This window comes from Leucobacter sp. L43 (assembly GCF_016597785.1).
Classification (GTDB): Bacteria; Actinomycetota; Actinomycetes; order Actinomycetales; family Microbacteriaceae; genus Leucobacter; species Leucobacter alluvii.
Genome location: NZ_JAENJG010000003.1, coordinates 266544 through 290152, shown reverse-complemented (window position 1 = coordinate 290152; position 23609 = coordinate 266544). Strand labels below are relative to the sequence as shown.

At 69.3% G+C, this 23609-nt stretch carries 21 protein-coding genes; 15 read left to right on the top strand and 6 right to left on the bottom strand.

Annotation, left to right across the window (positions count from 1 at the left end):
• The first annotated feature begins 102 nt into the window (after positions 1-102).
• Entirely contained in the window at positions 103-990 is an 888-nt protein-coding gene (gene purU, locus JE033_RS13380; RefSeq protein WP_200332270.1) for a formyltetrahydrofolate deformylase, read from the top strand.
• On the opposite strand, the gene JE033_RS13375 is transcribed toward purU, so the two are convergent.
• Positions 987-1691: a TetR/AcrR family transcriptional regulator gene (locus JE033_RS13375; RefSeq protein ID WP_200332269.1), complete on the bottom strand. Its 705-nt coding sequence runs from the start codon at positions 1689-1691 to the stop codon at positions 987-989. The genes purU and JE033_RS13375 overlap by 4 nt on opposite strands.
• A gap of 161 nt (positions 1692-1852) precedes the next feature.
• Between JE033_RS13375 and JE033_RS13370 the strand changes: the two genes are divergently transcribed.
• Together JE033_RS13370 and JE033_RS13365 are read left to right on the top strand one after the other, a co-directional pair.
• The gene (locus tag JE033_RS13370; RefSeq protein WP_200332268.1) at positions 1853-3499 is read left to right on the top strand and encodes an amidohydrolase; all 1647 of its coding nucleotides are present in this window, start codon (positions 1853-1855) and stop codon (positions 3497-3499) included.
• Positions 3500-3537: 38 nt separating this feature from the next.
• Positions 3538-4950, top strand: coding sequence for an APC family permease (locus tag JE033_RS13365; RefSeq protein ID WP_090152193.1), 1413 nt, complete (start codon positions 3538-3540; stop codon positions 4948-4950).
• A 97-nt stretch (positions 4951-5047) separates the two neighbouring features.
• Here JE033_RS13365 and JE033_RS13360 read toward each other — a convergent pair whose 3' ends face one another.
• Positions 5048-5728 (bottom strand): TetR/AcrR family transcriptional regulator, encoded by a 681-nt coding sequence (locus JE033_RS13360; RefSeq protein ID WP_370567972.1) that lies wholly within the window; start codon positions 5726-5728, stop codon positions 5048-5050.
• 176 nt (positions 5729-5904) lie between these two features.
• Between JE033_RS13360 and JE033_RS13355 the strand changes: the two genes are divergently transcribed.
• Positions 5905-7338 (top strand): APC family permease, encoded by a 1434-nt coding sequence (locus JE033_RS13355; RefSeq protein ID WP_200332266.1) that lies wholly within the window; start codon positions 5905-5907, stop codon positions 7336-7338.
• A gap of 73 nt (positions 7339-7411) precedes the next feature.
• The gene (locus JE033_RS13350) at positions 7412-9079 is read left to right on the top strand and encodes an amidohydrolase (protein ID WP_200332265.1); all 1668 of its coding nucleotides are present in this window, start codon (positions 7412-7414) and stop codon (positions 9077-9079) included.
• Between the two features lie 15 nt (positions 9080-9094).
• On the opposite strand, the gene JE033_RS13345 is transcribed toward JE033_RS13350, so the two are convergent.
• A complete protein-coding gene (locus JE033_RS13345; RefSeq protein WP_200332264.1) occupies positions 9095-9973 on the bottom strand; it encodes a biotin--[acetyl-CoA-carboxylase] ligase in 879 nt (292 codons plus the stop codon).
• Between the two features lie 65 nt (positions 9974-10038).
• On the opposite strand from JE033_RS13345, the gene JE033_RS13340 reads away from it, so the two are divergent.
• From JE033_RS13340 to JE033_RS13315, 6 genes are all read left to right on the top strand, one after another.
• Entirely contained in the window at positions 10039-12072 is a 2034-nt protein-coding gene (locus tag JE033_RS13340) for a TPM domain-containing protein (protein WP_200332263.1), read from the top strand.
• Between the two features lie 64 nt (positions 12073-12136).
• On the top strand, positions 12137-12871 hold the full coding sequence (locus JE033_RS13335) for a PspA/IM30 family protein (protein ID WP_090152208.1): 735 nt from the start codon (positions 12137-12139) through the stop codon (positions 12869-12871).
• Positions 12872-12965: 94 nt separating this feature from the next.
• The gene (locus JE033_RS13330) at positions 12966-14303 is read left to right on the top strand and encodes a hypothetical protein (protein ID WP_200332262.1); all 1338 of its coding nucleotides are present in this window, start codon (positions 12966-12968) and stop codon (positions 14301-14303) included.
• An 85-nt stretch (positions 14304-14388) separates the two neighbouring features.
• Positions 14389-15981, top strand: a complete 1593-nt coding sequence (locus JE033_RS13325) for an acyl-CoA carboxylase subunit beta (protein ID WP_090152492.1) — start codon at positions 14389-14391, stop codon at positions 15979-15981.
• On the top strand, positions 15978-16334 hold the full coding sequence (locus JE033_RS13320) for an acyl-CoA carboxylase epsilon subunit (protein ID WP_370567971.1): 357 nt from the start codon (positions 15978-15980) through the stop codon (positions 16332-16334). The genes JE033_RS13325 and JE033_RS13320 overlap by 4 nt, the downstream gene beginning before the upstream one ends.
• A 39-nt stretch (positions 16335-16373) precedes the next feature.
• Positions 16374-17060, top strand: a complete 687-nt coding sequence (locus JE033_RS13315) for a CoA pyrophosphatase (protein ID WP_200332260.1) — start codon at positions 16374-16376, stop codon at positions 17058-17060.
• Between the two features lie 29 nt (positions 17061-17089).
• Here the strand turns inward: JE033_RS13315 and JE033_RS13310 are convergent, their stop codons facing one another.
• Both JE033_RS13310 and JE033_RS13305 read right to left on the bottom strand, forming a co-directional pair.
• A complete protein-coding gene (locus JE033_RS13310; RefSeq protein WP_200332258.1) occupies positions 17090-17728 on the bottom strand; it encodes a class II aldolase/adducin family protein in 639 nt (212 codons plus the stop codon).
• On the bottom strand, positions 17721-19340 hold the full coding sequence (locus JE033_RS13305) for a deoxyguanosinetriphosphate triphosphohydrolase family protein (protein WP_200332256.1): 1620 nt from the start codon (positions 19338-19340) through the stop codon (positions 17721-17723). The genes JE033_RS13310 and JE033_RS13305 overlap by 8 nt, the downstream gene beginning before the upstream one ends.
• A gap of 61 nt (positions 19341-19401) precedes the next feature.
• On the opposite strand from JE033_RS13305, the gene JE033_RS13300 reads away from it, so the two are divergent.
• The 3 genes from JE033_RS13300 (at position 19402) to JE033_RS13290 (ending at position 21881) form a co-directional block, all read left to right on the top strand.
• A complete protein-coding gene (locus tag JE033_RS13300) occupies positions 19402-20010 on the top strand; it encodes a hypothetical protein (protein WP_234037523.1) in 609 nt (202 codons plus the stop codon).
• A 34-nt stretch (positions 20011-20044) separates the two neighbouring features.
• Positions 20045-21001: a diacylglycerol kinase family protein gene (locus JE033_RS13295; protein ID WP_200332254.1), complete on the top strand. Its 957-nt coding sequence runs from the start codon at positions 20045-20047 to the stop codon at positions 20999-21001.
• A gap of 148 nt (positions 21002-21149) precedes the next feature.
• On the top strand, positions 21150-21881 hold the full coding sequence (locus JE033_RS13290) for a YceI family protein (protein ID WP_200332252.1): 732 nt from the start codon (positions 21150-21152) through the stop codon (positions 21879-21881).
• A gap of 20 nt (positions 21882-21901) precedes the next feature.
• Here JE033_RS13290 and JE033_RS13285 read toward each other — a convergent pair whose 3' ends face one another.
• Positions 21902-23095, bottom strand: a complete 1194-nt coding sequence (locus JE033_RS13285) for a RimK family alpha-L-glutamate ligase (protein ID WP_090152235.1) — start codon at positions 23093-23095, stop codon at positions 21902-21904.
• Positions 23096-23120: 25 nt separating this feature from the next.
• On the opposite strand from JE033_RS13285, the gene JE033_RS13280 reads away from it, so the two are divergent.
• A complete protein-coding gene (locus JE033_RS13280; RefSeq protein WP_090152239.1) occupies positions 23121-23600 on the top strand; it encodes a RimK/LysX family protein in 480 nt (159 codons plus the stop codon).
• Positions 23601-23609 lie beyond the last annotated feature (9 nt).

The window sequence follows — 23609 nt, the reverse complement described above, 5'->3', positions numbered from 1 at the left end:
CTCGCCGCCCGGTTGATGCTCTGCGCGCAACTCCGGGCGCCGCCCCCTGGCGTCACTGTAGCAAAATTGGGCCGATACGGCGCACGCACTACCCTGGAGACCGTGACTACGCTCTTCGCACCTCCCACCGCTTCCGACACCCAGTGGGTCCTGACCCTCTCCTGCATCGACGGACCCGGGATCGTGCACTCGATCAGCGGCGCCATCGTGGCAGCCGGCGGCAACATCGTGGAGAGCCAGCAATTCGCCTCGGCGGATACCGGCCGCTTCTTCATGCGGCTGCAGGTGGAGGCCGTCGCCCAGCCGGAGACGTTCGATGAGCGGTTCGCCGCTGCGCTCGCCCCGGTCACGGAGCGCTACCACATGACCTGGCGCCTGGATCGTGCGGACCGACCGGTGCGCACGCTGATCCTCGCCTCGACGGCGACGCACTGCGTGAACGACCTGCTCTACCGTCGCCGCGCCGGCCAGCTCGCCATCGACGTCCCCCTCGTGCTCTCGAATCACGAGACGGTGCGCGACATCGCGGAGTTCTACGACGTGCCGTTCGAGCACCGCACCATCGCCGGCGGCGACGACAAGGCGGCGTTCGAAGCGCGCGTCTTGGAGGCGGTCGCCGAGCTCGACATCGAGCTCGTCGTGCTCGCGCGGTACATGCAGATCCTCTCGCCCGAGCTCTGCGCCGCGCTCGAAGGACGCGCGATCAACATCCACCATTCCTTCCTGCCGGGGTTCAAGGGCGCGAACCCCTACAAGCAGGCGCACCAGCGGGGCGTGAAGCTCATCGGGGCGACAGCGCACTTCGTCACGACCGATCTCGATGAGGGGCCCATCATCGAGCAGGACACGATCCGCGTGGATCACGGCTACACGGTGCGGTCGCTGACGCAGTTGGGCCAGGACGTGGAGGCGCGCGTACTGCGCCACGCCGTGCGCTCCTACGCCGAGAACCGCGTGCTCGTCGACGGCGATCGCACGATCATCTTCTAGGAGCGTCGCCGATCGTCGTTCTTCTGCGCTGCGAGAGCGGCGTACTCGGCGCGGAGGCCGGCGAGCATCGCACGCAGGCCGATGCCGAACGCGTCGTCGGCCGGGCTGGTCCCGGAGGCCTCGAGCGCCTCGCTTCGCGCGCGGTAGACCGCTGAGAAGGCCGGCACGTCGCCCCGCCGCCCCGGATCGAGCATGGCCGGGTCCGCCGCGAGATCGAGCGCCGCCCCGAGGATGAAGCACTCGAAGGCCACGATCACCGAGAGCGCCCGCTCCTGCGGCCATCCAGCGCGCACCAGGCCGGCCGCGACCGCGTCGTACATGAACGACGTGCTCGAATCGGGGTCGAGTGGTTGCACGGCGAGCAGCGCGATCGTCGGCGGGTGCGACGCGAAGGCGAGCCGATACCCGAGCGCCCACTGCTCGAGCGCCGCATCCCAAGGCAGCTCGGCGAACGGGGCGGTGGGGATCCGTTCGCTCACCAGGTCGCGCACGCCCGCGATGAGTTCGGCTTGACCGGCGACGTGGTTGTAGAGCGATGAGGGCCGCACACCGAGCTCAGCCGCGATCGCCCGCATTCCCGCACCCTCGACTCCGTGCCGGTCGATGAGGCGGAGTGCCGTCTCGTGGATCAGCCGAGGCGACAGCACGTTCTGCTTGGGCCGGCCGGCTCGCCGCCGCTTCGCAGACTCCTCGCTGGCCATGCCACTCCTTCGTGCTCGTCGATACGGATTGCGCAACGAATCCGTGCGTTCGCTCGCTCTGCCGGAGAATCCGTACTATTCTCGACCCGCCGGTAAACGAACCCCGTTCGTTTACCACTCTAGACCTCCCGCCCTCCGGCACCGAGCAGCAAGGATGCAGCATGAGTGAAGCCTCGCACGTCACCGTCTTCGTGAACGGAACCGTCATCGTCGATCCGATGGGGGGCGCGGACCGTGCGACGAGCGACGCGATCGCCTTCCGGTCGGGCAGAGTCGCAGCGATCGGGGAAGACGCGCGGGCGCTCACCGCTGAGGCGACGACCGTGATCGATCTCGCCGGGGGCGCGCTCGTGCCCGGCATCGGAGACGGCCACGCTCACCCCGTCCTGGGCGGCGTCGAGGCGCTCGGTCCGCAGGTGCGGCAAGCCGCCGACCTCGCAGGCATCGTCTCCGCCGTCGCAGCATGGAAGGCCGAGAACCCCGACGCCGAGTGGATCGTGGGTGCGAGCTATGACGCGACCTTCTCCGAAGGCGGTCTGTTCGACGCCCGCTGGCTCGACGAGGTCACCGGGAGCACCCCCACCATCCTGCGCGCCTGGGATTACCACACCGCGTGGGTGAACAGTGCGGCGCTGGCCGCCGGCGGCATCACCGCCGACACCCCCGACCCGGAGCTCGGCCGCATCGTGCGCGGGGCCGATGGCGCACCGCTTGGAACCCTGCAGGAGGCGGCGGCCAACGATTTCATCGCGGACGTGGTGCCCCCGTTCGCGTTGGATCAGCGGCTCGAAGCGCTCGAACGGGCGACCCGGGGTTACGCGGAGCAGGGCACCACCTGGATTCAGGACGCCTGGGTGGAGCCGGCCGACCTCGAGCTCTACCTCGAAGCGGCGCAGCAGGAACGGTTGCACACGCGCGTCAACCTCGCATTCCGCGCCGACCCGGCGCGCTGGCGCGAGCAGGTCGCCGAGTTCGTCACGAACCGCAACCGCGTCAGGTCGCTGGACCACCCGCGACTGAGCGGAGAGACGGTGAAGCTCTTCCTCGACGGGGTCATCGAGAGCCACACCGCCGCACTCATCCAGCCATACGCCGACCGGCCCGATGATCGCGGGCTGCCGAACTGGAGCGACGCCGAGCTCGCCGAGGCCGTGCGCGCATTCGACGCGGAGGGGTTCCAACTGCACCTCCACGCGATCGGCGACGCCGCGAACCGCAGCGCGCTCGATGCGCTCGCGCACGCCCGCGCGACGAACCCCGCCAGGGAGCGCGCCGACGTCATCGCTCACGTCGCGCTGCTCGATCCCGCCGACGTCCAGCGCTTCGCCGAACTCGGGGTCATCGCGAACTTCGAACCGTACTGGGCGCAGTGCGACGCGGTGATGCGCGACCTCACGATCCCGCATCTCGGCCACTCCCGCGAAGGATGGCAGTACCTCATCGGGTCGGTGCATCGCAGCGGAGCCACTGTCACGTTCGGCAGCGACTGGCCGGTGACGACCCGCGACTGGCGGCCGGCGCTCTCCACCGCCATCACCCGCCACAGCCACACCGAGCCCGACGCCGACGCCTGGCTGCCGGAGGAGCGCATCAGCGCCGCGGCCGCGCTCGGCGCCTACACCACCGGCATCGCGCGGCAGGCCCTCGCGAATGATCGCGGCACCCTCGAGGTGGGCCGCGTCGCCGACGCCGCCTGGCTCTCGGCCGACCCGTTGACCATCGCCCCGGAGGCGATCGCCGAGATCGTCGTCAACGGCACCTGGCTCGCCGGCGACACCACCTTCCTGAGCACTTCCATCACCACCTGACCCGTTCCTCGACGTTGCACGAATCAAAGGAGACCATCGTGAGCGACACCCAGTCCAAGCCCCGATTGCAGCGGGCACTCGGCCTCACCGGCCTGACCCTCTTCGGGGTCACCTACATGACGGTCATCACCGTCTTCACGACCTACGGCATCGTCAATCAGGTCACCGATGGGCACCTCCCCGCGGCCTACGTCGTCGCGGTCATCACCATGCTCTTCACGGCGGCGAGCTACGGGGCGATGGTGCGCAAGTATCCCGTCGCGGGATCGGCGTACACCTATTCGCAGCAGTCCTTCGGGGGCGCGGCCGGGTTCCTGACCGGTTGGGTCATGCTGCTCGACTACCTCTTCATCCCGATGATCAACTTCATGCTCATCGGCATCTACATGAACACCCAGTTCCCGGCCATTCCGATCTGGGTCTTCACCCTCGTCGCGCTGGTGCTCGTGCTGGTCTTCAACATTCTGGGCATCACGCTCGTGAACAAGGTCAACTTCGTCATCATCGCCCTCTCCGTGGTGCTCGTGGTCGTCTTCGTCGCGCTCGCATTCAAGCAGTACCTCGGCGGCGACCAGTCGGTCGGCCTCATCGACCCCTTCACCTTCGGTGAGGGCGGCATCGGCGCGATCGCGTCGGGAGCCGCGATCCTCGCGCTCTCCTTCCTCGGTTTCGACGCGGTGTCGACACTGTCTGAGGAGGCGAAGAACCCGCGCCGCGACATCCCTCGCGCGATCCTGCTCGCGACGATGCTCGGCGGCTTCTTCTTCATCCTCGTCTCGTGGGCCGGCGCCCTGGCGTTCAACCCCGAGTGGTCGACCCTCAGCAGCGCTCAGATCGACGCTGCGGGAACGACCGTGATGGACAGCTTCGGCACGAGCTGGTTCACGTCGTTCTTCGTCGCCATCTACGTGGTGGGCGCCTTCGGTTCGGGTATGACCGGCCAGGTGTCGGTGTCGCGCATCCTCTACGCGATGGGCCGCGACGGCATGCTGCCGAAGCCGCTCTCGCGACTGCACTCCCGCTTCGGCACTCCCGTGATCGCCGCGGTGGTCGTGTCGGTATTCGCGCTCTCCGCGCTCTTCCTCTCGCTCGACACCGTCGCGTTCATGATCAGCTTCGGCGCCCTCGCGGCGTTCGCGATGGTCAACCTCTCGGTCATCCGCACCTACCTCTTCCCGAAGCACGGCAAGCGACCGGAGGGCGCCTGGGCCCTGATCCGGTACGGCGTCATGCCGCTTATCGGGTTCGCGCTCACGATCTGGCTCTGGAGCTCGCTCGAGGCCCTCACCTGGCTCGTCGGCGGGATCTGGCTGGCCGTCGGCGTTGTCATCATCGCGCTCGTCACCGGCGGCTTCCGCCGGCCCGTGCCGAAGATGGACTTCTCGGAGAGCGATCCGAGCACCGAGCAGATCGATCAGTTGGCGGAGGACTACCCGCTCGACCCGCGATAGTCACCGCGGCCGCGCGCACAGCGGCCCCCGCCCGCACGGGTGGGGGCCGCTGTGCGTCTATGCGTGCGCTCGCGCTCGCGCAGTGGCTCCGCGCTGTTCAGCGCGGAGCCAGCTGGGCCTCCCGTTCGCGCTGCTCGGATCGGAGGCCGCGCAGCAGCAGCTCGAGACCGGCGGCGAAGGCCTGATCCGCGGGCCCGGTGCCCGTGTCCGAGCCCTGCCGATCGCGCTCCTCGTACGCCGCAGTGAAGTTCGGAACGTCGTCGCGGTCGCGCGCGTGCATCATGTCGGGTGCGGCAGCCGCATCGAGCGCGGAGCCGAGGATGAAGGACTCGAAGGCGACGAGGATGTTGAGGGCAGCCGCCCGGCTCCACCCCTCCGAGGTCAGCAGCGCGACGATGCGATCGTACGAGGCGAATACGTGCGAGCCGGGGTCGAACGGCATGACGGCGAGCAGTGCGATCGTCGGAGGGTGCGCGGCGAACGCGTCTCGATACGATCTCGCCCAAGCGGCGAGGGCCACGTCCCAGGGCTCGTGCTCCAGTTCGCGCTGCGACACCCGGCCCGCGATCACCTCGCGGATGCCGCGGAAGACGTCTTCTTTGTTCTCCACGTGGTTGTAGAGCGCTGAGGGTCGCACCCCGAGCTCGCGCGCCAGGTCGCGCATGCCGAAGCCCTCGCCGTGCTCGTCGAGCAGATCGAGCGCGGTCTCCACGATCCTGACCCGCGAGAGCACCTGCTCGCTCGGGCGCCCCACGCGTCGCCGCACTGACTCAGTCACGCGCATCACTCCTTCGCTGACGCTTCGCGGCGCGAACCGATGCACTCGACTCGCGCTCCCGACGATCTCCGTCTAGTCTAGTCACGTCAAAAAGAACCTTGTTCATTTTGGTGGTCGTTCCGCAGACGGAATCGGCGCACGGCACCGGCACCAGCCGCCACATCACAGGAGATTCAGTGAGCGAAGCAACCGGGGCGCATCTCAAGCGCACTCTTGGCCCCATCACCCTCACACTGTTCGGGCTTTCGTACATGGCGGTCGGCACCGTCTTCACGACCTACGGCATCGTGAACCAGCTCACCGAGGGCCACCTCGTCGATTCCTACATCGTCGCCCTCGTCGTCATGCTGTTCACCGCGGCGAGCTACGCGGCGATGGTGCGCCGCTACCCCGTCGCCGGATCCGCCTACACGTATTCGCAGCAGTCCTTCGGGGGCACGACCGGCTTCCTCACGGGCTGGGTGCTCATGCTCGACTACCTCTTCATCCCGATGATCAACTTCCTGATTCTCGGGCTCTACGCCAGCACCCAGTTCCCGAGCGTCCCGACGTGGGTGTTCACGCTCGCCGCGCTGATCGCCGTGTTCGTCTTCAACGTGCTCGGCATCTCGCTGGTCGGCAAGATCAACACGGTGATCGTCGTCGTCTCGCTCGCCGCCGTCATCGTCTTCGCGATCCTCGCCATCAAGGCAGCGATCAACGACCCGAACGCGCCGTCACTGCTCGAACCCTTCATCCCCGGCTCCGTCGGCTACAGCCCGATCTTCACGGGCGCCGCCATCCTCGCGCTCTCGTTCCTCGGCTTCGACGCCGTGTCGACCCTGTCCGAAGAAGCGAAGAACCCGCGCCGCGACATCCCCCGCGCCATCATGCTCACGACCATCATCGGCGGCCTGATCTTCATCGTCGTCTCGTACGTCGGCGCACGCGCGTACTACCTCGACGATTGGAGCACCGCGTCGACCGAGCTGCTCGACGCGGCCGGTGCCGTGCTCTTCAGCCACGTGGGCGGCGAAGTGCTCGCAGCCATCTTCGTGATCATCACCGTCGCCGGCTGCTTCGGCTCCGGCCTCGCCGGCCAGGTCGCCGTGTCGCGCATCCTCTACTCGATGGGCCGCGACGGCATCCTCCCGAAACCGCTCGGCATCCTCTCGAAGCGCTTCGGCACCCCGATCGTCGCCGCGACCACCGTCTCGATCGTCGCCCTCGCGAGCCTCTTCGTCAGCCTCGACCAGGCGGCGTTCATGATCAGCTTCGGCGCGCTCGCCGCATTCGCCATGGTCAACCTCTCCGTCATCCGCACCTACCTCTTCCCGAAGGGCGGCCGCACCGAGCCCGTCTCGGCGTGGGGCTGGTTCCGGTACGGCGTGATCCCGCTCGTCGGATTCGGGCTCACCATCTGGCTGTGGACCTCGCTCGAGGGCCTCACCTGGATCGTCGGCGGCATCTGGATGCTCATCGGCGTCGTCATTCTGGCGCTGAAGACCGGCTTCTTCCGCAAGCCCGTGCCGAAGCTGAACTTCTCTGAGGAGATCCCGTCGACCGAAGCGATCGACGCCCTCTCGGCGGAGTACCCGCTCGACGCGGCAGAGGCGCGCTCAGAGCGCTAGCCCGTGCAGGGGGCGCCGCACGAGCGCGGCGCCCCAGATCCCCCCATTCACCACCTGACCTCCGGAGGCCACCGTGACGACCACCCTGTACCGCAACGCCGTCGTCTTCACCGCCGATCCCACCCCCGAGCAGCCCACCCCGATCGCCCAGGCCTTCGCCGTCGAGCACGGACGGTTCATCGCCGTCGGGTCGATCGACGATGTGCGCACGGCCGTCGGAGGGGTCGCTGGCGGCGCCGGATCGCGGGAGGTCGTCGAGGTGGACCTCGAGGGGCGATTCGTCGCTCCCGGCGTCATCGATTCCCACACCCACCTCGTCGGGTTCGGCGAGTCGCTCGCCCGCGTGCAGCTACGCGACTGCGCCTCGCTCGCCGAGATGCACGAACGCCTGGTCGCTGCGCGAGCCGCCGACCCGGCCGGGGCGAGAGTGCTCGGCAGCGGCTGGCTGTTCGACGCGATCGGCGACGGCATGCCGACCGCCGAGATGCTCGATCGGGTGCTGCCCGATGTGCCCGTGTATCTCGACGCCAACGACTTCCACTCGGTCTGGGTGAACAGTGCGGCGCTCCGAGAGATGGGCATCACGCGCGACACCGCGAATCCCGTCGGCGGCGAGATCGTGCGAGACGCCGCGGGCGATGCGACGGGCTTGCTGCTGGAGACCGCCGGTACGCAATACGCCTCGGCATTCCTGCTCTCCCAGACGACTGAAGCCGATGTCGTCGCCGCGCTCGATCGCGCGTTCGCGACCTATCTCGAGGCCGGCGTGACCGGAGCGACCGAGATGTCGCTGAATGCGGCGGAGGTCGACGGGCTGCGCGCCATCATCGACCGGGACGGCCGTCTCCCCTTCCCCATCACCGCCCACTGGATCCTCGAGCCGACGGGTGACGCGGCGCGCGACGTGGCAGGCGCAGCGCGCATCGCGACGCTCCGGGATGAGATCGCCGCGAGCAGTGCGGCCGACTGGCTGCGGGTAGCTGGAGTGAAGTTCATCATGGACGGCGTCATCGACGCGTGCACGGCCACGATGCTCGCGCCCTACGCGAACGGCAGCAACGCGGAGCCGATCTGGACAGCTGAGCGCATCCTCCCCGTCGCCGAGGCCGCCGATCGAGCCGGCCTGCAGATCGCCATGCACGCGATCGGCGATCGCACCAGTCAGATCGCCCTCGATGTGGTCGAGCACTGCGTGCGCATGAACGGGCCCCGCGCTCGTCGCCACCGGATCGAGCACCTCGAGAGCGTCGCGGACGACACCATCATCCGCATGGGCGAGCTCGGCGTCATCGCGTCGATGCAGCCGGTGCACTGCGATCCCGCCGTACTCGACAATTGGAAGGCGCAGCTCGGCGACGAACGCCAGGAACTCGGGTTCCCCTGGCACAAGTTCCGCGCGGCGAACGTTGCGATCACCCTCGGCACCGATGCGCCGACGGCGCCGCACGAGGCGATTCCCAACCTCTACATCGCGCTCACCGGCGCTTCAGCGCTCGATCCCGAACGGGCCCCGTACCACCCGGAGCGCACCTTCAGCCCAGCGGACGCGCTGACGGCGATCACCGCAGGCGGTGCGTTCGCCGGCGAGATGGATGCGACGACGGGCCGAATCCGACCGGGCCTCGGCGCCAATTTCATCGTGCTCGACGTGAACCCGCTCGAAGCGGCACCCGAGGCGCTGCTCTCCTCGCGCGTTCGCAGCACCACGGTGCTCGGCGAGGAGCTCTACCGGGCGGCGTGACGCGGCGCGACGCCGTCACCTGAGGTGCTCGACGTCGCCAGCAGACACGGTGAGTTCGCCACCGGTGGGCAGATCGACGACGAGTGACCCGTCGGCGGCGAGCGCCCGGGCGCGCCCGTCCACGATCCGGTCACCGGGCAGGTGCACCCGCACCTCGGTGCCGATCGTGAGCGAGTGGCGGGCGATCCGCGCCCGTGCGGCCCCCGGGTCGTCGGCGGCGAGGCGCACGAGCCGGAGCAGTTCTCCGGCGTACTCGGAGAGCACGCGGTCTGCGAGATCCCGGCCCGCGGCGTCGGCGAGACTCTCAGCGCCGCCCGTGTCGGCGCCCGCTGCGAGCAGCGAGGTCGCGCGGTCGGTGGGCAGCTCCCACTCGGGGATCAGCAGATTGATGCCAGTGCCGACGATGACGGTGTGCCCGCCGGTCGTGTCGCCCGGCAGCAGTTCGCACAGGATCCCGCAGAGCTTCTTGCCCGGCCTCCCGGCGATCGCGTCCTCCTCATCGCGCACGTGCACGTCGTTCGGCCACTTCACCCCGACGCGCTTCGCCTCGCCGCCTGCGGCCTCGGCAGCTGCCGTGAAGCACGGCTGCAGCGCGGTGACGATGGCGGAGCCGGCGAGCAGGGGAAGCCAGCTCACCCTCAGTCCGCTCGCTCCGAATCCGCGCACCAGCAACGAGGCCGCGATCGAGGTGTTCGGCGGAGTCACCCACCCGCGGTCGAGACGACCCCGGCCAGCGGTCTGATCACTCGTGGCCACCAACGTGCCGTGCGGAATGCCGTCAGCGTCTCGACCCGTCTCAGTCACCACGAGAGCACGGAGCTCGGCGTTCGTGGAGGGCGAGGTCTCTGCCCATCTGACGTCGGGCAGTGCCGCACGCGTGCGAAGGAGCTCCATGAGCTTTACGTTAGCGCTTGGAAAACAATTGGACCCGGATGCCGAGGCACGAATACACTCCGATTGTGGAGCACTCAGGCTTGTCCCCCCGTCCGCATCCTCACCGGCCGCGCATCGGGCGCTGGTGGGCGAGCGCGCTGATGGGCGCCGGACTGCTCGCGCTCGGCGCGTCGAGCGCTGCTGCTGTCGCTCCCGGCTCCCTCGGCACCGAGTACGTGACCGACGCCGTCGACGTGCTCGACCCCGCTGAGGAGCAGACCGCGAACGCTCGTCTCGCCGCCGCCTTCGACGAGACGGGGCTCGACCTCTTCGTGGTGTTCGTCGACGAGTTCACCGATCCGGCTGACAGGATCGCGTGGGCCGACGAGACCGCGCAGCGCAACGGTCTCGGAGATACGCAGTATCTGCTCGCGGTCGCGACCGAGGGCCGCCAGTACTACATCTCCTCGCCGGAGAACGGGGCGCTGAGCAACGACGCGCTCGACAGCATCGAGCAGCAGCTGCTTCCCGAGCTCCGCGACGAGGACTGGGCGGGCACGATCGCCGCCGCCGCCGACCAGCTTGAAGCGGAGCAGGCGGCTCCCGGCCGCAACACCGCGGTCGCCGTCGGGATCGGCGCCGGAGTGCTGGGTCTCGGTGGAGCCGCCTACGGCATCACGCGCGTCGTGCGCAAGCGCCGCACCGAGGAGGCAGCCGAGCAGGAGCTCGCGGAGCTCGAGCGCGTCTCGGGCTCCGCGCTGGTCGCCGCCGACGATGCCGTGAAGAGCAGTGCGCAAGAGCTCGAGTTCGCCCGCGCTCAGTTCGGAGATGCCGCGGTCGCGGCCTATGCCGAATCGATCGAGTCGGTGCGAGCCCGCCTGCTCGAAGCCTTCGCGCTGCGTCAGCAACTCGACGACGCCACTCCGGACACCGACGCTCAGCGGCGGGAATGGCTGGAACGGGTCATCGAGCTCTGCGCCTCCGTCGACGACGAGCTCGACGCGCAGGCTGAATCGTTCGAGCGGCTGCGCGCGATCGAGCAGAACGCTCCGGCTGCGCTCGCCGCTGCGGCGGCACGCCGGGAACAGGCGGCCGCGCAGGCGGCGCAGACCGCTGCCGAGGTCGCCAGCCTCACGGCGACGTTCGCCCCGGAAGAGCTCGCCGCCCTCGAAGGCGCCCCCCAGCAGGCGGAGGCACTGCTCGCCTTCGCCGCGGAGCGGGAGAACGCCGCGGCCTCCTCGCTCAGCGCCACGCCACCGGAATCCGGCGCTGCCGCCGTGTCGATCCGCGAGGCAGAGGCAGCGATCGCGCAGGCGGAGACGATCCACCAGTCCATCGCGGCGCGCGGCCCGGAACTCGCGGGCGTCGAAGCGCGATGCGCCGAATTGATCAGCGAGTTGGAGGCCGACATCGCTGGGGCCCAGTCCGTCCCGGATGCGGATGGCGCCGTCGCGGCGACGATCGCTGCGACGCAGGGGCGCATCGCCGAAGCACGGGACGATCTCTCGGGCGGCGGGCGCCGACCGTCGCGCGCCGTCGCCGCCCTCGAGGCCGCGAACGCGCACATCGACGGCGTCGTGCAGTCCGCCCAGCAGGCGGCGCGCGCTCGACAACTCCTCGACGCGCAGCTCATCCAGGCCGATGGCGACGTGCGCCAGGCCGAGGCATTCATCGAGGCGCGTCGCGGAGCGGTCGGCTCGATCGCACGCACCCGGGCCTCCGAAGCACGGGCAGCGCTCTCCCGTGCCGGGGCCGCGCGCGGCGCCGACCCCGCCACTGCGCTGTCAGATGCGCAACGCGCGAGCCAGCTGGCCCACCAGTCGCTCTCCGCCGCTCAATCCGACGTCTCCGGCTTCGGGTACGGAGGCAGAAGCCGGTCAGCATCGGGCGACCTCGCCGCCGTCCTCGGAGGGATTCTCGGCAGCGGCGGGGGCTCCAGCTACGGCGGCTCGGGCGGAGGCTTCTGGGGCAGCGGCTCCGGCAGCTCCTGGGGCAGCGGTTCCTCCCGCCGCTCGGGCGGAACCTCGCGACGCTCGAGCGGATCGTCTCGGCGCTCGGGCGGATCCTCGCGCCGCTCCCGCGGCGGCCGGTCGGGTCGCAGCGGCGGGGGCCGCTTCTAACTCGGCGCTTCCCCAGTACTGATCCCTACACTCAATCCAAACCGCTCCGCCGAAAGGAACTCACATGTCGAAGCAGTCCATCCTCGGGCGCATCACCACACTTGTCCGCGCAAACGTCAATTCGATGCTCGACTCGGCCGAAGACCCCGAGAAGATGATCGACCAGCTGATCCGCGATTTCTCGACCAACATCTCAGACGCCGAGACGGCCATCGCGGAGACCATCGGCAACCTCCGACTGCTCGAGCAGGATTACGACGAGGACGTGCGCACCGCTCGCGAGTGGGAGCGCAAGGCGATCGCGGCGAGTTCGAAGGCCGACGAGCTGCGCTCCGCCGGGAACTCCGTCGACGCCGACAAGTTCGACAACCTCGCGAAGGTCGCGCTCCAGCGCCAGATCACCGAGGAGAACGAGGCTCGTGCCGCGGAACCCACCATCGCCGCGCAGCGCGAGGTCACTGCGAAGCTGAAGGACGGCCTCAACGGGATGCGAGTGAAGCTGCAGCAGCTGCAGACCAAGCGCTCTGAACTCGTCGCACGCGCCAAGACCGCAGAGGCGCAGAACCGCGTCGCCGACGCCGTGAAGTCGATCGACGTGCTCGACCCCACGAGCGATCTCGGCCGGTTCGAGGACAAGATCCGCCGTCAGGAGGCGCTCGCACGCGGCAAGCAGGAGATCGCGGCGTCGACGCTCGATTCGCAGTTCAACGAACTCGAGAACTTCGAAGCCGTCACCGAGGTCGAAGCGCGGCTCGCCGCACTGAAGGCCGGCCGCACGCCGCAGGCGCTCGAGCAGTAACCACGGAGAACCGAGCGGAGCGGACCGAGGCGGGTTCGCTCCGCTCTTCCATCGAACCGCAGTAAGCCATCGCACGAAGCAGACAGGACACACCGTGGCATTTTGGGGACGCCGAGACCGCGAGTCGCAGGAACGACAGCACGCCTCCGACGCGCAGCAATCGCAGCGCGCCCGCAGTGCGATCGTCGCCGCCGACGAGCGGATCCGCGCGACGAGCGACGAACTGGCATTCGCCACCGCGGAGCTCGGCGAAGACGCCACCGCCGAGTTGCGGGCCGGCCTCGACTCCGTGCGCGAGCACCTGAGCGAGGCGTTCCAGCTGCATCAGCTCAACCACGATCACATCCCCGATACGCCCGACGAGGTGCGCACCCGCAACGCGCGCATTCTGCAGCTGTGCGAATGGGCCGAGTCGGTGCTCGACGAGCGCACGACGGCGCTGCAGGCGAGAGTGGAGCGCGCCCGCCGCGCGCCGGAGATGGTGGAGCGCGTGCGCGCCGACGCCGCGGCCCTGCGCGCGCGGGTGCCGGACGCGCAGCGCGCTGCCGCCCGATTGGCCGAGCGCTACAGCCCGTCAGCGCTGCAGCGCGTGCGTCTGCACTCGGAGGACGTGGAGCAGCTGCTCGACTTCGCCGAGCACTCCGCCGATCTCTCGGATCGTCGCCGCACGGCCGGCGCACTCGCCGACGCGAACCTCGCGCTCGAGACCGCGACCGAGACCGTGCGCCGGGCGGCCTCCATTCTCGACGGCGTCGACAGCTTCGAGATCGAGGCGCTGCGCGCGCAGAACACGCTCGCCGACGTCATCGACGACTCGCGGGGCGACATCGCCTCGGCCCGCACCGAACCCCGCAATGAGACGGTGGACGCTGCGATCGAGCGGCTCGAGCAGGCGCTCGCGGAGGTGAGCACGGGCCGCCAGCGCGACCCCTTCGCCGACCTCGCCCTCGTCTCATCGGCCAACTCCGCGCTCGACGCCGCTCGTGCGCGCGCGGCGACGCCAGTGCCGTCGGCCGCGCAGGTGCAGCACGGGGTCTCGGCAGCGGACCACGCCATCGGCATCGCCGCCAGCCTGATCGAGGGACACCGCGGCTGGATCGGCGCCGACGCCCGCACACGGCTCGCGGAGGCGCGTCGCCACCGCAGCGAGATCGCTGCACTGCCGGTCTCCGAAGACACCCGCGAGCAGGTGCTGCAGCTCGCACGCCGCGCCTCCGATCTCGCCGACGAGTCGCTGCGGCTGGCCCAGCGCGACATCGACTCGTCACGACCCGACGACGACGACTGGGGTTGGGGCGGCGGAGGCGGAGGCGGCCAGTGGGGCGGCGGAGGTCGCGGTCGCGGCGGCGCGGGCGGCGGCGGTGGCGGCATGCTCGGACCGGTGATCGGCGGCGTACTGCTCGGCGGGCTGCTCGGCGATATCTTCGACTGATTCGTAGGTATCGCACCAAGGAGTTTCGATTCCGTTGGAGAGGTTCGGAGGGTCAGGGGTGGTGCTCCGCGCTAGGCTGGCAGGCGTGACTGCAGAGAACATCGCACCCGCGACGACCGCCGACCGCATCGCGGATCATCGCCGCAAGTACCAGGAAGCCGTGGGTGACCGCGATGCAGCCGCCGCGGCGAAGCAGCATGCGCGTGGAAAGATGACCGCGCGCGAGCGCATCGCGGCCCTCCTCGATGCCGGCTCGTTCGTCGAGTTCGACAAGTTCGTCAAGCACCGCTCGCAGGGCTTCGGCATGGAGCAGTCCCACCCGTTCGGCGACTCCGTCGTCACCGGCGCGGGAACGATCCACGGCCGCCAGGTCGTCGTGTACTCGCAGGACTTCACCACCTTCGGCGGATCGCTCGGCGAGGTCGCCGGAGAGAAGATCGTGAAAGCCATGGAGTTCGCGCTGAAGACCGGCGCTCCCGTGCTCGGCATTCTCGATTCCGGTGGCGCGCGCATCCAGGAGGGCGTCGTCGCGCTCTCCAAGTACGCGAGCATCTTCCGGCTCAACACCATGTGCTCGGGAGTGATCCCGCAGATCTCCATCGTGATGGGCCCGTCGGCCGGAGGCGCCGTGTACTCCCCCGCGCTCACCGACTTCGTCATCATGGTCGACAAGACGAGCCACATGTTCGTCACCGGCCCCGACGTCATCAAGACCGTCACCGGCGAGGAGGTCGGCTTCGAAGAGCTCGGCGGCGCGCTCACGCACAACAAGACGAGCGGCGTCTCCCACTATCTCGCGAGCGATGAGCACGACGCGCTCGACTACGCCCGTGCGCTCATCAGCTACCTCCCCGACAACAACCTGGCCGAAGCGCCGATCTACGACACCGACACCGCGCTCGAGATCACCGACGCAGACCGTCGGCTCAACACGCTGATCCCCGACAGCGCGAACCAGCCCTACGACATGCAGACGGTCATCAGCGCGATTCTCGACGGCGGCGACTTCCTCGAAGTCCAGCCGCTGTTCGCCCCGAACATGCTCATCGGCTTCGGTCGCGTGGAGGGCCGAACCGTCGGCATCGTCGCGAACCAGCCGAACCAGATGGCGGGCACGCTCAACATCGATGCGAGCGAGAAGGCGGCGCGCTTCGTGCGCTTCTGCGACGCATTCTCCATTCCGATCCTCACGCTCGTCGACGTGCCCGGCTACCTGCCCGGCACCGACCAGGAGTTCCAGGGCGTCATCCGTCGCGGCGCCAAGCTGCTCTACGCCTACGCCGAGGCGACGGTGCCGCTCGTCACCATCATCACGCGCAAAGCGTACGGCGGCGCGTACATCGTGATGGGGTCGAAGCAGATGGGGGCCGACTTCAACATCGCCTGGCCCACCGCCGAGATCGCCGTGATGGGCGGCGCGGGAGCGGTGAACATCCTCTACCGCAAGGAACTCGCAGCGGCCGCCGAACGCGGCGACGACGTCGAGGCGTTGCGCGCCGAGCTCACCGCGAAGTACACCGCCGATGTGACGTCGCCCTTCCTCGCCGCAGAACGCGGCGAGCTCGACAACGTGCTCGAGCCCGCCGGAAGCCGCCTCGCCGTGATCAAGGCCCTGCGCGGGCTTCGCGGCAAGCGCACCGAGCAGCCGGCGAAGAAGCACGGCAACATCCCGCTGTGAGCGGGCCGTCTCCGAGCACGAGCACCGAGAGCGAGCACCACGTGGCCAAGCACGCTGCACCGCCCACCGACGTCGAGACCGACATCGACCGGCCGATCCTGCCCCCTGATGCCTCCGAGCGCGATGCGGCGAAACGGGATGCGGCGCTCGACGACGTGCTCCGCGGCGACGACATCCGCTTCGTCACCGGTAAGGTCGACGAGACGGAGCGCGCTGCGGTGATCGCTGTGCTCACGCAGGTGCGGGCTGAGGAGTCCGACCAGGTGAAGCGCGTCGCCCGACGCGACCGTGAGCCCTGGGCGCGCTCCCAGCGCGTACCGGACAGCATCTACGACCTGCTCGCCGACGCCTGACCGTCCGCGAGCCGAGCGGGCGGTTGTAGGGTGACGGGTATGCCGCGAACCGTTGCCGACGCCGAAGGCGAGCTCCGTGCGCTCCTCAGCCGCCGCGTCGCCGTCTCGTACGAACCGCAGGCCCCACGCACCGAGCGGCCGCTCCGACGGTCGGCGGTGCTGATCCTGTTCGGTGCCCTCGACCGTCGCCCCGCCGAGCGCGGCGCCCGCACGGTGCCGCCGGAGCTCGACGTGCTGCTGACCCGCCGCGCCGACAGCATGCGGCATCACGCGGGCCAGATCGCGTTTCCGGGCGGAGGCGCTGAGGCTCAGGACCGCGATGCCTCAGAAACCGCCCTTCGGGAGGCCGCGGAGGAGACGGGGATCGATCCATCGGGAGTAGAAGTGCTGGGATCGCTCCAGCCCGTGCACATCCCGGTGAGCAACAATCTCGTCACTCCGGTCGTGGGGTGGTGGCGCCGTGCGAGCGCCGTCGCCGCCGACCATGCGGAGTCGGTGGAGGTGTTCCGAGCTCCCGTCGCCGAGATGCTCGACCCGGCCGCACGCGGCACATCGGTGCTGCAGCACGGCGCTTCCACGTATCGGGGCGCAGCGTTCGCCCTCGGCCCGCACCTCGGTGGGCACCTCGTGTGGGGGTTCACCGGGATGACCCTCGCGAGCCTCTTCGACGAGCTCGGGTGGGCGGAGCCGTGGGACCCCCGGCAGGAGTTCCCGGTCGCCCCGTAGCCGCCGGCCCCGCCGAGCCCGGCTCCCGGTCAGGCGTGCGTCGCCCCGTCCTCGGGGAACGCGGTGATGGTGTCGCCGAGCTGCACGGCCAGGGCGGTCGCCTGCGCGGCGTCCTCGAGGTTGAGCGCCCTGCGGTACGCCATCTGCACGGTGTCAGCGACGACCGAGCATCCGTGATGCTGCATCACGACGCAGTTGTGATCGCGCAGGGCCTCGGCTGCCGTGTCGGCGAGTTCGTCGGTGCCGTTGTGGTAGAACGGGACGACGGCGATCTCGCCGAGGTAGTAGGCGTGATCGAGGGTGAGCCGCCGGATGGGAGTGCCGACGCTGGCCAGCACCACAGCCGTTCGCGGGTGCAGGTGCAGCACGCACTCTGCGTCGGGCCGCGCCAGGTACGCCCGGTGATGCAACTTCCACTCGCTCGACGGGCGCGGCCCGCCAAGCGCTGCGTCCCCCGACTCGGAGGCATCGAGCGAGAGCACCGCGAAGTCTGCGGGGGTCAAGCGATCGAGCCAGGTGCCCGACGCGGTGACGACGAATTCCCGATCCGAGATGCGCGCTGAGAGGTTGCCGGCACTCGCGAGCACCAGCCCCCGCCCGACGGCGTCGCGGCCGACTTCGATCAGTTCCTCGACGAGTCGGTCCCGATCCCGCAACGGCTCACTCACTGGTGACTCCTCCGGTCAACGCACGATAGGTGGTCACGGCTTGCTGGTCGCTGAGCGAGGCGACATAGTCGAGGATCGCGCGACTGCGCCCCTGTCGCCGCATGCCGGCGTCGCTCGTGTCGCCCATCAGCAGCTCGGGTCGGTCGCGGCGCACGGCGAACCCCGCCTCGGTGGCCTCGTCGGCCCATTCGAGGAGGCGGCGGGGCGCACGACCGGCGTCATCGGGGTCCGCGAGCCAGGCGTCGAACCCGATGGCGAGCTGCTCGACCACCTTCGCCCGCCCGCGCTGCGGCTGCGCCAGTTCCGGCCGCTCGAGCACGAAATGCGCGTGGACGAATTTGAGCACCATCACCTCGTGCCAGGCCTGCGTGTTGAGCCGCACGTGGCCGCTCCGCACATGGGGAGACTCCTCGACGACGATCGAGGTCCGCAGGTGGTCGATCCAGCGTCGGGTGAAGTCGGAGACGGATCGCTCGCTGTCGATGCCGCCGTCGTAGGGGGCGGCGAGGAGGGTCTGCCCCACCTCTTCGCTCACTCGGCGCACCGCGGCGCGGAATGCGTCGCGATCCGCGATCCAGCTGTCTTTCGCGTGCAGCCTGCGCCACAGCAGTTCCAGCGAGCGCCCCGGCGTGCGCCACTCCGCCGCCACAGCGTCATCCGCTTCGGTCGCGAGCGCCCCCGCGTGATCGAGCCAGGCGCGGAATTCGCCTGCGACCGACGATTGCTGCAGCACGCCCGCCCGGGTGAAGTCGTCGAGGTCGTGCACGGCGTAGGCGATGTCGTCGGCGAGATCCATCACGGCGCACTCGACCGTCTGCACACCGTCGGCGATGCGCCCGAACGGAGCGAGAGCGGTCTCCATCTCCGCGACGTCGAGCGCGTACACCGAGAATTTCTCGGCACCACCCGCGACATCGACCCCGACGCCGCGGGGTCGATCCGGCGCCGGTCGCGTGCTCGTGGAGACCCCGACCCATGCCCCGCGCGTCCAGGGGTACTTCAGGGTCGCCGCTCGCGTCGCCGCGGTGAGGTTGAGCCCGGGGAAGTCGCGCCCGAGGGTGTCGAGCTGCGTGAGGATGCGGAAGCTCTGGGCATTCCCCTCGAACCCCTCGGCCAGGCCGAGGCGCTCCCGGGCGACACGATCGAGCACGCGTTCGCCGAGGTGCCCGAACGGCGGGTGCCCGAGGTCGTGGGCGTGAGCCGCGGACTGCGCGACGATCGTGTCGCAGCCGCCGAGGCGCGTGATGATCGCCCCGATCGCGTCGTCCTCCCCGCGGTTGCCGCGCATGAACTCGGTGTGCTGCGCGGCGCGGCCCGCGAGCTGCGCCGCGATCACCCGCGCCACCGCGCTCACCTTGAGCGAATGCGTGAGCCGGTTGTGCATCACGGGGCCGACCCCCGTCTGGGGCACGACCTGCGTCACATCGGAGAGGCGGGCGAAGTACGACGAGAAGCGGATGCGCTCGAGGTCGACCCGGTACTCCTGCGGTTCGACCGACAGCCCCTCGACGTCGGCGGGCCACTGCGAATCGGCGATTCCGGCCGGGCGGTGCTGCGACGAGACGTGCTCCACATAGCGCCGGTGTTCGCGCCCGCCCCCCACTCCCTGCATACCCCTTATTCAAGCATGCGCCGCGCCACTACACTGATCGCAACGGCGAAAGGGGTCTTCCATGAGCGATGCAGCCGGATCCTCAGACGTCGCTCCGAACGAGTCCGGGGCATCGGCGACGGGGTCGAACCGCACCCGCGCCGAGAGCATTCCCGGCATCGAGCGGGCGACCGGGCGCGAGTGGAGCGCCTGGGTGACCCTGTTCGAAGCGCAAGGTGCCCCCACGCTGCAGCACCCTGCGATCGCGAAGATCGCTCGCGCAGCGCTGACCGACGAACTGCGCAATCCCGACTGGTGGGCGCAGGCCATCGCCATCGCGTACGAGCAGCACGCCGGCCTGCGCGTGCCGGGGCAGTCGTCCTCGGGAACGTTCCGCGTGAGCGCGAGTCGCACCCTGCCGTTCGATCGGGATGCGGCGATCGAGGCGTGGCGCACGGCGCACGGCGCACGCGTCGAACATCTCGGGCACGCGGTGATCGATGCGCGGGCGTCGCGCACCGAGAAGCGCAGTTTCTGGCGGTTCGGCCTCGAGGGCGCTGGCAGGGTTGAGGTGTCCGCGTCTCCGAAGGGCGAGAAGGTGACCCTCGCGATCAGCCAGGACGGCCTCGCGGACGGTGAGCGCATCGAAGTATGGCGCGCTCATTGGAAGTCGCTGCTCGCGGCGCTCTGATCGCACCGCCCAATGGGGAATGAGGGAGTGCAGTATGTCTGCTGAACGCATCGGCATCGTGTGGAACCCATCGAAGGTCGCGGAGCACGAGATCCGTGCCGCCTGGGAAGCGGCGGTCTCCCGCGTGAGCGGACCAGCACCCGAGGCCCTGTGGTTCGAGACCGATCCGGAAGACGCCGGACTCGGTGCGACCGCATCGGCTCTCGAGCAGGGGTGCGATGTCGTGATCGCCGCCGGCGGAGACGGCACGATCCGAGCGGTGGCGGAGGCACTGGGCGATTCGGGATCATCGAGCGCACAGCTGGGCGTCGTCCCTCTCGGTACCGGCAACCTGCTCGCCCGCAACCTGGGCATCCCGCTCGCGAATCCGCGCGCAGCGTTCGCGCGGGTGCTCACACAGCATGCGTCTCCCCTCGACCTCGGACGCGTGACGTTCACGAACGCCGCCGGTGTCGAGGAACGACACGGCTTCGTCGTGATGGTGGGATTCGGCATCGACGCGCAGATGATCGTCGAGACGGACGACGAGCTCAAGGCGACGGCCGGCTGGCTGGCCTACGTGGAGTCGCTCGGCCGAGCGGCGTCGGGCGCGGAGGTCGTGGAGTTCTCGCTCCAGCTCGATGATGCGCCGGCCGAGACGGTCGCCGCGCACACGCTGCTCATCGCCAATTGCGGATCGATTCAGGGCGGCATCACACTCCTTCCGGATGCGCGCCCCGACGACGGCGACCTCGATCTGCTCGTGCTGCGCGCCGATGGCGTGGCCGCGTGGCTCGAGACGATGCACAACCTCGTCTGGCACAACGGCCTGAAGCGGATGCTCACGCGATCTGAGACGGCGGAGAGCGCCGACGCGATCGAGCATCTCACGGCCAGATCCGTCTCGGTCGCGTTGCCGCTGCCACTCGCCTTCGAGGTCGACGGAGACGAAGTGGGCGAGGTCACGGCGTTCACCGTGGAGATCCTGCCCGGAGCCCTGCGCCTGCGCTGAGCGCAGGCGCAGGCGGGAGAGAAACCGGGGGTTCCCAGCTTCTTCACCGGGTTCCCCGGGGGTGCTCCTGGGACGCGCTGCCATGGTTGAGGTCCATCGAACGCAGCGCACGGGCAGCCCCCACCCGCTCCAGGCCACAGGAGACACTGTGAAGAAGTCCCAGAAAATCCTCATCGGCGTCGGCGCGGGAGTCATCGTGCTGGCCGCGGTCGCGGTCATCGCCGGACCGACGATCTATCGAGACCTGATCGCAGCCCCCGCCGCCGATGCTCCATCTCTGGCGTCGGATGAGGCCGACGGCGGCTCCGGGAACACGGATGATGCGGTCGCGGAGCTCGACCCCCGGTTCCTCGTCGGCGACTGGAACGTCGCAGAAGACTCGGAGGCCGGATACCGCGTGGACGAGGTGCTCAACGGCACCGACGTCACGGTGACCGGGCGCACCGATGACGTGACGGGCTCATTCACCATCGGCGACACCGGGCTCACGCTCGAGGCAGCCGACCTCACCGTCGACGTCGCCACCATCGCGACCGACAACAGCAACCGCGACCAGTACTTCCGCAGCGAGGCGCTGCGGACCGACGAGTTTCCAGAGGCGACGTTCGTGCTGAGCGAGCCGGTGACGCTCGACGGCGCTCCGGCCCTGGGCGATGTCGTGCAGACGGAGGCGACGGGTGAGCTGACCATCGCCGGCGAGACGCAGACCGTCACCGCTGAGATCGAGGTGCGCAGCGACGGAGAGACCGCCGAGATCGCGGGCTCGATCCCCATCACCTTCTCGGACTTCGGCGTCGAAGCACCGAATCTCGGATTCGTGTCGGTGGAAGACAGCGGCGCGGTCGAGTTCCAGCTGACCGCCGTACCAGCGCAGCGGTAGCCGGTGCCGCTGCTCGCCGGCTACCCGTCGGCGAGTTCGCGCGCGGCCTTCGACAGCTTGCGCACGCGCGTCCGGCGACGCCGACGCTCGGGGAGCATCGATCGCATCTCCTCGAGCTTCCCGAAGCAGAGCAGTCGGTCTTCGGCTTCGAGCACGAGGCTCTTGCGAGGATTCGGGATCACCTGCACGCCCCGGTGCAGCGTCAGCACCGTGACGTCGCGATCCCAGAGGCCGAGTTCGCCGAGCGTCTTCCCGACATATTCCGAGCCGTGCATGGTCAACTCGGCGACCCCGTACGCGGTCGAAACGCTGAGGCGCTGCCGCAGATCGATCTCGGGGAAGTTCACCTGGTTGGCGATGAAGTCGATGATCGCACCGGCGATGTCGAGACCGGTCGCGCTCTCGATCCCCTGCAGGCCCGGCGAGGAGTTGACCTCCATGACGAGCGGCCCCTCGTCGCCCTCGAGCATGTCGACCCCGGCAACGCGCAGACCCATGATCTGCGCCGCGCGCACGGCCGTCTGCTCGTACACCGCGTCGAGCTCGACAGGCTCGACGGTGCCGCCGCGGTGCACGTTCGACCGGAACTCGTCTCCACCCGCGGTGCGCCGCATCGCAGCGACCACGCGATCGCCGATCACGAGAGCGCGCACGTCGCGACCGCGACTCTCCGACACGAAACGCTGGATGAGCACGTTCTGCCTGGTCGAGTGCAGCGTTTCGATGATGGCTTCGGCAACCTTCACCTGCGGGGCGAGAATCACGCCGATCCCCTGCGTGCCCTCGAGCAGTTTGATCACGACCGGCGCGCCGCCGACGCTCTCGATCGCGGGCCGCACGTCCGCACGATTGCGCACGAACGCCGTGGCCGGCATCTCGATGTTGTGGCGGGACAGAATCTGATTCGCCCGCAGCTTGTCCCGCGCATTCGCAATGCCGTTCGAGGTGTTCGGCGTGTACACGTCCATCTGCTCGAACTGCCGCACGACGGCCGTGCCGAAGTAACTGATCGAGCTGCCGATGCGCGGCAGTATGGCGTCGTAGTCGCTGAGCTGCTTGCCGCGGTAGAGGAGGTCGGGCGCCTCGCCCGCGAGGTCGATCGCAAAACGCAGGGTGTTGAGCACGCGCACGGTGTGCCCGCGCTCGAGAGCCGCGGACTGCAGGCGCTGGGTGGAGTACGCCTGCGGGGCGCGCGAAAGAATCGCGAGTTTCATCGTGATTTCCTGCCAAGATAGATGCGTGACCGTACCCGACCATTCAAGCACTCTCACGGGGTGGCGTGAATGGGTGAAGCTCATCGGAATCGGCGTGCCGTGGATCAAAGCGAAGATCGATACCGGAGCCCAGACATCGGCGATGCACGCGACCGAGATCACCGAGTTCGAACGTTCGGGCGCGTCGTGGGTGCGTTTCCTCGTGCAGCCCTGGCAGGTGACGGATGACGACGCGGTCGAGGTGGAGCTGCCGGTGCACGACCGCCGCACCGTGCGCAGCTCGTCGGGGCATGCTCAGCTGCGCCCCGTCGTACTCATGACAATCACGCTCGCCGGCCGCAGGATCAAGGCTGAGGTGACCCTGACCGATCGCGAGGAAATGGGCTTCCGCATGCTCATCGGCCGCGAAGCGCTCCGACAGGGGTTCGTCGTCGATTCGTCGGCCTCATTCCTCGGCGGCAAGCCGCCCCGGGACACTCGACGCCGCAATCGCGGGAAAGCCTGAAGCCGCGGC

Excerpts from the sequence above, each read along its gene's own strand:
- JE033_RS13375 (WP_200332269.1), bottom strand. The coding sequence starts at position 1,691 with ATGGCCAGCGAGGAGTCTGCGAAGCGGCGGCGAGCCGGCCGGCCCAAG.
- JE033_RS13370 (WP_200332268.1), top strand. The coding sequence starts at position 1,853 with ATGAGTGAAGCCTCGCACGTCACCGTCTTCGTGAACGGAACCGTCATC.
- JE033_RS13345 (WP_200332264.1), bottom strand. The coding sequence starts at position 9,973 with ATGGAGCTCCTTCGCACGCGTGCGGCACTGCCCGACGTCAGATGGGCA.
- JE033_RS13335 (WP_090152208.1), top strand. The coding sequence starts at position 12,137 with ATGTCGAAGCAGTCCATCCTCGGGCGCATCACCACACTTGTCCGCGCA.
- JE033_RS13315 (WP_200332260.1), top strand. The coding sequence starts at position 16,374 with ATGCCGCGAACCGTTGCCGACGCCGAAGGCGAGCTCCGTGCGCTCCTC.
- JE033_RS13305 (WP_200332256.1), bottom strand. The coding sequence starts at position 19,340 with ATGCAGGGAGTGGGGGGCGGGCGCGAACACCGGCGCTATGTGGAGCAC.
- JE033_RS13300 (WP_234037523.1), top strand. The coding sequence starts at position 19,402 with ATGAGCGATGCAGCCGGATCCTCAGACGTCGCTCCGAACGAGTCCGGG.
- JE033_RS13295 (WP_200332254.1), top strand. The coding sequence starts at position 20,045 with ATGTCTGCTGAACGCATCGGCATCGTGTGGAACCCATCGAAGGTCGCG.
- JE033_RS13285 (WP_090152235.1), bottom strand. The coding sequence starts at position 23,095 with ATGAAACTCGCGATTCTTTCGCGCGCCCCGCAGGCGTACTCCACCCAG.